The sequence below is a fragment of the Pseudomonas sp. HMWF006 genome (assembly GCF_003061205.1).
GTDB classification, from domain to species: domain Bacteria; phylum Pseudomonadota; class Gammaproteobacteria; order Pseudomonadales; family Pseudomonadaceae; genus Aquipseudomonas; species Aquipseudomonas monsensis.
In genome coordinates this window covers 1-5904 of sequence record NZ_QAIU01000068.1, presented here as the reverse complement: position 1 = coordinate 5904, position 5904 = coordinate 1, and the positions used below count along the sequence as shown (strand labels likewise).

At 61.8% G+C, this 5904-nt stretch carries 4 protein-coding genes and 1 tRNA gene; 2 read left to right on the top strand and 3 right to left on the bottom strand.

The window, feature by feature from the left end:
• Together DBR24_RS02590 and DBR24_RS02585 are read left to right on the top strand one after the other, a co-directional pair.
• Window positions 1–637: SelB C-terminal domain-containing protein (locus DBR24_RS02590; RefSeq protein WP_177490409.1), on the top strand; the 637-nt coding region annotated here is incomplete at its 5' end.
• Window positions 638–643: 6 nt separating this feature from the next.
• Window positions 644–739 (top strand) — tRNA-Sec (locus DBR24_RS02585).
• Window positions 740–937: 198 nt separating this feature from the next.
• On the opposite strand, the gene DBR24_RS02580 is transcribed toward DBR24_RS02585, so the two are convergent.
• The 3 genes from DBR24_RS02580 to DBR24_RS02570 all read right to left on the bottom strand — a co-directional run.
• Complete coding sequence (locus DBR24_RS02580; protein ID WP_128613815.1) at window positions 938–2233, bottom strand: OprD family porin; 1296 nt, start codon at window positions 2231–2233, stop codon at window positions 938–940.
• A 356-nt stretch (window positions 2234–2589) separates the two neighbouring features.
• Window positions 2590–4293, bottom strand: a complete 1704-nt coding sequence (locus tag DBR24_RS02575; RefSeq protein ID WP_128613814.1) for an amidase — start codon at window positions 4291–4293, stop codon at window positions 2590–2592.
• 244 nt (window positions 4294–4537) lie between these two features.
• Window positions 4538–5904 (bottom strand): aspartate aminotransferase family protein (locus DBR24_RS02570; RefSeq protein ID WP_128613813.1); only part of this gene is annotated, 1367 nt, incomplete at its 5' end.

The following is a 5904-nucleotide window of genomic DNA, read 5'->3' as shown; positions in this document are numbered from 1 at the left end:
GCTGTTCAATGTGCAGCGTTGGGCGCAGCTGAAGTTCACGCTGCTGGAGCACCTCGCGCAGTTCCATGAACGGGAACCTGACCAGATGGGCCCGGATCGCGATCGCTTGCGTCGCTTCAGCGGGCTGGCACTCGAACGTTCGACATTCGCGAGCTTGCTCGATGAATTGCTGACGGCCGGATCGATCCAGGCGAGCGGTCCGTGGCTGCACCTGCCGGATCATCAGGTGCGCCTGAATGCCGAGGACGAAAGCCTCTGGCTAGGGTTGCAGCCATTGTTCGAACAGGCCGGTTTCGATCCGCCGTGGGTGCGTGACGTGGCGACAGTGCTGGGGCAGGACGACGCGGTCGTGCGCTTGTTGCTGCGTAAACTGGCGCGCTTGGGTTTGATGCATCAAATAGTGCGCGACCTGTTTTTGAGCGACGTGCAACTGCGCCAAATGGCGGAAGTGTTGCTCAAACTGGCCAGGGAAAATCCGCAGATCCAGGTGACAACCTTCCGCGATGCGCTAGGCTTGGGACGCAAACGCTGTATTCAGTACCTCGAATATTTCGACCGCGTCGGCCTGACCCGACGCCTCGGCGAATCCCGCCAGATCCGCCCCGACAACGCGCTGGCCGACGCCGACGCCCAATGAGTTCAAGGAAGGCAATCGCGCCCGGTGGCGCGGCCGGGCTTCAAACCCGGTTGGGGACGGCATCCGTTCCCGGGCAGGTTCGACTCCGGCTGCCTTCCGCCATTTCAATCAACAGCACCTACATGGCTGGCCGTGAAAGGTGTGTTGCGTACACGGATGTTTGGCTGAAACCCAAACCTGTGGGAGTGAGCCTGCTCGCGATAACGGTGTATCAGTGAGCATGAATGTTGCTGAAAGACGCTATCGCGAGCAGGCTCACTCCGACAGGGGATAGCGTTTCAAATCGGGATGGGCGGTGGGTTAGAAACCAAGTGGGTACTGGATCACCACATAGATCCGGTCAATGTCATCGCCGGCCTGCGCCTCATTGGCCCGGTGCGATACATGTGAGACCTGCACCGACAGATCCTTCGCCGCGCCCGACTGAACGATGTACTTCAAATCAATATCCCGCTCCCAGTGTTTGCCGCCGTCACCCTGCTGCGGCTGGTAACTGCCGCTTTCAGGATCGAACGGGTTGTAGGCGCCGCCCTTGGGCGCGTGAGTGCCGTCGATCTGGCTACCGCTGACGTAGCGGGTCATGAACTTCAGGCCGGGGATGCCGAAGGCGCCCAGATCGAGGTCATAGCGCGCCTGCCATGAGCGTTCGTTGGCGCCATTGAAATCGGCGTATTTGATCGAGTTGGCGAGGTAGATCGAGTCGCCGCCGACGAAGTCGAACGGTGTGTCGCCATTGATCTTTTGCCAGCCGAGCATCACCGCGTGCGGGCCGAAGGTGTATTTGCCGGAAAGGCTGAACGCGGTGTTGTCGATGGCGCCGGCCAGTGCCCGGCCGCTGTCGCGCGTGTGATAGAGGTTGGCGTCGAGCAGCACGCCGGACTGCTTGAGGTGCAGGTTGCCGTAGTACTGATGCCAGGTGTCGCTCAGGTCCGAGGCATACAACGCGCCGCCTATCGGGCTGTCGCTGAACAGATCGGCGCCGAGAAAACTGATCCCGCCGGCCTCGGTATTGGCGCCATAGCCGTAGAAATCGCCCTTGCCTGATGAGCTGTCCTGATTCTTGAACGCGGTGAAATGCCCGGCCACCAGATTGACGTGGTCGAACTCGGCGCTGTTGAGCAGGAAACCGGTGGCGTATTCCGGTTGCAGGCGTTTGTCGGAGGTGTCGAACACCGGGGTTTCCACGGTCATTTCACCGAAGGCGAGGGTGGTGCGCGACGCTTTCAACTTGAGCGCACCGCCCGCGCTGGAGTAGTCGTTTTCACTGCGGCCATCGCTGTCGACCGGCAGCAACCCGGTGCCGGAATGGCCCTTGCCACCATCCAGTTTCAGCCCGGCGAAGGCGTGGGCGTCGATGCCGAAACCGACTGTGCCGGGGGTGAAACCGGATGAGAAGGTGCCGATAAACCCTTGAGCCCATTCCTGTTTGTAGTTTTTACCGGACGGTGAGGGCGAGCGGTAATCGTTACTCAGGAAGAAATTGCGGCTGAGTACTTCGGTTTTGGCATCGTCGAAAAAACCGCTGGCGTGGGCGGTTGTAGTGAGACCGCAGAGCAGCGCGAGCAGAGTGAGGCGCGAGGGGACGCAGTCGATCATGGTCAGTGGCCAGCGGCAATTAAGGTGACCGGGATGATCGCGGGAATGCAGGAAGGGCGATTGAGCGGGTGTGCTGAATTGCTGTGGCTGTCAGGTCATGAGGTGGTGAACGCGCTGACGCCATCGCTGGCAAGCCAGCTCCCACAGGGATTCAGGGTGCGCTCACCGATGGTGACCACACACACTCCTACAGGGATTCAGGGTGTGCTCACCGATGATGACCACACACACTCCTACAGGTTTTGCGTTCAGCACGGGTTTTGTGACTGGAGCAGAACCCTGTGGGAGCTGGCTTGCCAGCGATGGCGGTGTGTCAGGCAACATTTCTGCTGACAGACACACCGCACTCCCAGCATTTAAGACAGTGGCGGCGTGCGCGGCGGGATCTGGCGTTTGCTGCCGGTCGATTCATACGCCGCCGCGAATCGCAGCAGGTTCGAATCGTCATACGCCCGGCCAGCGAAGGTCAGCCCCACCGGCATGCCGATGTCGGCCATCACGCCCATCGGCACGGTGACGGTCGGTACGCCGAGGTGGCGGATCGCGAGGTTGCCGTTGGCCACCCAGATGCCGTTGCTCCAGGCGATGTCCGCCGATTCCGGGTTGACGTCCGCGTCTGCCGGCCCAACGTCGGCGACGGTCGGGAACAGCACGGCGTCGAGGCCGAGTGTGTCCATCCAGTCTTCCAGGTCGATTCGCCGGGTTTGTTCCAGACCTCGCAGGCCATCGGGTACGGTGGAGATCTCGTTCCACGGCGTGATGCCGCGTTCGGCCATGCGCACGTATTCATCCATGCCGGCGGCCAGATCGCCTTCACGGTTGGGCAGGGTGCCGGGATCGTGCGGGAAGATCTTCGGCCCGTCGACGTCGACCAGTCGATTGAGTTTCGGGTCACCGTTGGCTTGCAGGAAATCGTCGAACGCCCACGCGGTCAGGTCCCACAGCTCATGGTGGAGGAATTCTTTCGAGACCAGCCCGCGGGTGAACACCGTCGGTGCGCCGGGACGGTCACCTTCGCAGTTGGAGACCAGTGGGAAGTCGGTTTCGATGACTTCGGCACCTGCGGCTTCGAGGGCCTGACGCGCCTGCTTCCACAAGTCGATCACCGAGGCGCGGGTGTTGATGCGCTGGCCGGTCGGGCCACCGATGCCCGGGGCTTCGCTGGTGCCGGCTTCAGGATCGGCATTGATGAACATGCGCGGCACGGCGAAACGCTTGCCCGCCAGCGCCTTGGCATCGACGGCGAGCTCGGCGTAAGCGGCGGGGCGCACCTCGTTGACGCTCGGGATCGGCACCCACGGTTGCAGACGCCAGAGGTCGCCACGGGTGTCCGGGTCTTCAGCGACAACGATGTCGAGGACTTCGAGCAGGTCGGCCATGGTGCGCGCGTAAGGCACGACGACGTCCATAGTCGGCGTCAACGGCCAGTTGCCGCGCACCGAGATCACCCCGCGTGACGGGGTGTAGGCGCACAAACCGTTGTTCGAAGCCGGGCCGCGCCCGCTCGACCAGGTTTCTTCTGCCAGACCGAACGCGGCGAAACTCGCGGCAGTGGCAGTGCCGGCACCGTTCGACGAGCCTGAAGCAAATGGCGCGGTCAGGTAATTGGCGTTGTAAGGACTTTCGGCGCGACCGTAGACACCGCGCTGCATGCCGCCATTGGCCATCGGCGGCATATTGGTCTTGCCCAGGCAGATCGCCCCGGCGGCACGCAGGCGTTCGATGGTGAACGCATCGCGGTAGGCGATCAGGTCGGCGAAGGCCGGGCTGCCGGACGCAGCGGTCAGGCCCATGACCAGGTAACTGTCTTTGGCGGTGTAGGGAATGCCGTCGAGTGGGCCAAGGATTTCACCTTTGGCGCGACGGGCATCGGACGCTCGCGCTTCATTGAGCGCTTCCGGGTTGCGCACCACCACGGCATTCAGCGCTGTCGGGGTGTCGGCGCCGTCGTAGGCATCAATGCGCGCCAGATAGGCTTGTACCAGCTCCACCGAAGTGGTCTGACCGGATTCCAGCGCGGCGCGCAGTTGGGCAATGGAAACTTCAGTGACTTCGATCATGCGGTCACCGCCGTTTGAATTGGGGTTCTTTTCCTGGAATGGGTGTTCATATCGACTCTCGTGGCACAGCTATAAGCGACAAGGTTAAGACTGGCGCCTATTTAACACCAAGCGGCGCGCGGAGTAATCGGCGGGATGGTGCTCCCACCGATTTAATCCTTTCAGGCGCTCATCATTCCCTGCGGGAGCTGGCTTGCCACACGAGTTTATTGCGCCCACAGAAGGCAGATATGTCCTCAGTCGATCACAGCACGCCGTACTCACGCGCCGTACGATCCAGCGCAATCCGCGTCTTGTCGATCAACTCATCCAGCTCCGTGCGCGTGGCGATCAACGCTGGGGCCATGATCATCCGTCCCAGTGTCGAACGAATGATCAACCCCTCTTCAAAGCCAATCGTGCGGCAGCGCCAGGCGATGTCGTTTTCATTGGCAAAGCGCTTGCGACTGGCCTTGTCTTCAGCGAATTGCAACGCCGCGACCAGGCCCACACCCTGAATCTCACCCACCAACGGGTGGTTGCCGAACACCTCGCGCAGGCAGTTCTGCAAATAAGGCCCGGTGTCGGATTTGACCTGCGCGACCACGCCTTCATCACGCAATGCCTTGAGGTTGGCAATCGCCACGGCGGCCGCCACTGGGTGCCCGGAATAGGTCAGGCCGTGAGCGAACACGCCACCTTTTTCCACCAGCGCCTCGGCCATGCGCCGCGACAGAATCAAACCGCCCATGGGGATGTAACCCGAGGTCAGGCCTTTGGCGATCGACAGCGTGTCGGGTTCAAAACCGAATGTCTGATGGGCGAACCATTCGCCCGTGCGACCAAAACCACCAATCACTTCGTCAGCACACAACAAAACATCGTATTTACGGCAGATGCGCTGAATTTCCGGCCAATAAGTGGCCGGCGGAATGATCATGCCCCCCGCGCCCTGGAACGGCTCGGCGACGAACGCGGCAACCTTGTCGGCACCCAGTTCGAGAATCTTGTCTTCCAGTTGCCGCGCCGCTTGCAGGCCGAACTCCTCCGGGCTGAGGTCGCCTTCATGGGCGAACCAGTAAGGCTCATCAATGTGCGCAACATCGGGGATGGTGCCGCCCATTTCGTGCATGAACTTCATGCCGCCCAGCGCCGTCGCGGCCAGGGTCGAGCCGTGATAGCCGTTCCAGCGGCCGATCATGATTTTCTTCTCGGGCTTGCCCAGCACCTGCCAGAACTTGCGCACGGTGCGGATCAGCACTTCGTTGGCTTCGGAGCCGGAGTTGGTGTAGATCGCGTGGCTGTAGTGTTTCGGCAATAGGCTGAACAGCAACTCGGACAGCTCGATCACCTTCGGGTGGGTCGTGTGGAAGAACATGTTGTAGTAGGGCAGTTGCTCCAGCTGCGCGGTCGCGGCGGCGGCCAGATCCTTGCGCCCGTAACCGAGGTTGGTGCACCACAGGCCGGACATGCCGTCCAGATAACGCTTGCCGTCGTTGTCCCACAACGCCAGGCGATCACCGCTGACCATCACCCGCGGACCTTCTTCGTTGAGGGCTTTCTGATCGACGAACGCGTGAATGTGGTGAGCGGCGTCGGCGGCCTGGTAATCGCGGGTGCTGCGGGCAGGAT